Genomic DNA, 1,781 nt, shown 5'->3' on the forward strand with positions numbered 1-1,781 from the left:
GCCGTCGACCTGTCCCCCCGGCCCGGCGGCCTCGATCCCCGCGTCGCCTGGGAGCCGCGGGTCCCGTACGGCGTCGCCGGCCTGGTGGTCGCCAACGAGTGGCTCGACAACGTGCCGCTCGACGTCGCCGAGATGACGCCGGACGGCCCACGTCTGGTGCTCGTCGATCCGGCGACCGGCGAGGAGCGGCCCGGGCCGGCTCCCGCCCCCGAGGACATGGCCTGGCTGGAGCGCTGGTGGCCGCTGCGCTCCGCCGGGGAGCGCGCCGAGATCGGCCGTCCCCGGGACGAGGCGTGGGCCTCGGTGATCGCGCGGCTGGCGCACGGCACCGCGGTCGCCGTGGACTACGCCCACCTGGCCGGACGGCGGCCCCCGCTCGGCACGCTCACCGGATATCGCGACGGCGCGCCGGTGCCCGCCGTGCCGGACGGGTCGTGCGACATCACCGCCCACGTCGCGCTGGACGCCTGCGCGGCGGCGGGCGAGCGCGCGGGGGCGGAGGCGACCACGCTCACCACGCAGCGGGAGGCGCTGCGCGAGCTGGGGGTCACCGGCGCCCGGCCGCCGCTGGCGCTCGCGTCCGCCGATCCGGCAGGGTACGTACGGACGCTCGGCCGGGCCTCCCAGGAGGCCGAGCTGATCGACCCGGCCGGCCTCGGCGGCTTCGGCTGGCTCAGCCAGTCACGACATCGAGAGGAGCGACCATGATCGCGAGAATCTGGCGCGCGAGCGCCACCCCGGAGGGCGCGGACCGCTACGAGCGGCATTTCACCGCGTCGGTCCTGCCCTCCCTGCGCGACGTGGACGGGCACCGCGGCGCGTACCTGCTGCGGCGGGACGCCGACGGCCGGGTGGACATCCAGGTCATGACGCTGTGGGAGTCGATGGACGCGATCCGCCGCTTCGCCGGCGACGATCCCGCCACCGCCGTCGTCGAGCCCGCCGCCCAGGCCGCCCTGCTCGGCTACGACACGACGGTCACCCACCACACGGTCAGCGTGTCAGACGGTGACCTTCAGTGATTCCAGGCCGCGCATGATGTAGCTGGGCTTCCAGGTCGGCTCCTCGGCGAGCTCCAGGCCGGGGGCGAGGCGCAGCAGCGCGCCGAAGGACTCCGCCATCTCGACCCGCGCGAGCGGCGCGCCGAGGCAGAAGTGGATGCCGGCGCCGAACGAGATGTGCGGGTTGTCCGCCCGGCCGATGTCCAGGCGGTCCGGATCGGCGAAGACCTCGGGGTCCCGGTTCGCCGAGCCGAACAGCAGCGCGATCTCCACGCCCCGGGGGATCGTCACACCACCGACCTCGACGTCCTCGAGCACCCACCGCTCGAACATCTGCGCCGGGGTGTCGTAGCGCAGCAGCTCCTCCACCGCCGTCGGCATCAGGCCGGGGTCGGCGCGCAGCCGCTCCAGCTCACCCGGGTTGCGGAACAGCGCCCACCACCCGCTGCCGGTGGCGTTGACCGTGGCCTCGTGCCCGGCGTTGAGCAGCAGCACGCAGGTGCCGATCAGCTCGTCCTCGGTCAGCCGGTCGCCGTCGTCCACCACCTGCGCGAGCGCGGAGATCATGTCGTCGCCCGGCCGCTCCCTGCGAGCCCTGGCCAGCCCGCGCAGGTACTCGGCGAACTCCGTCGCGGCGCGTACGGCCGTGTGCTGGACCTCCGGGGACGGGTTCAGCTCGTACATCCCGCAGATGTCGGCCGACCAGGGGCGCAGGAGGTGACGGTCGGCCTCGGGCACGCCCAGCATCTCGGCGATCACGGTGACCGGCAGCGGCTCGGC

3 protein-coding genes are annotated in these 1,781 nt (G+C 74.8%); 2 read left to right on the forward strand and 1 reads right to left on the reverse strand.

From position 1 onward, the window contains the following. Both AB0J39_RS39410 and AB0J39_RS39415 read left to right on the forward strand, forming a co-directional pair. Positions 1-708, forward strand: a 708-nt coding sequence (locus AB0J39_RS39410; protein WP_363474306.1) for an SAM-dependent methyltransferase, incomplete at its 5' end; no start/stop codon positions are given. Next, complete coding sequence (locus tag AB0J39_RS39415; protein ID WP_363474308.1) at positions 705-1,022, forward strand: antibiotic biosynthesis monooxygenase; 318 nt, start codon at positions 705-707, stop codon at positions 1,020-1,022. The genes AB0J39_RS39410 and AB0J39_RS39415, both read left to right, overlap by 4 nt. On the opposite strand, the gene AB0J39_RS39420 is transcribed toward AB0J39_RS39415, so the two are convergent. Beyond that, positions 1,002-1,781 (reverse strand): cytochrome P450 (locus tag AB0J39_RS39420; protein ID WP_363474310.1); only part of this gene is annotated, 780 nt, incomplete at its 5' end. The genes AB0J39_RS39415 and AB0J39_RS39420 overlap by 21 nt on opposite strands.

This window comes from Microbispora sp. NPDC049633 (assembly GCF_040675265.1).
Classification (GTDB): Bacteria; Actinomycetota; Actinomycetes; order Streptosporangiales; family Streptosporangiaceae; genus Microbispora; species Microbispora maris.

Bases quoted from the DNA above. Each gene is read 5' to 3' on its own strand.
- AB0J39_RS39415 (WP_363474308.1), top strand. From the start codon at position 705: ATGATCGCGAGAATCTGGCGCGCGAGCGCCACCCCGGAGGGCGCGGAC.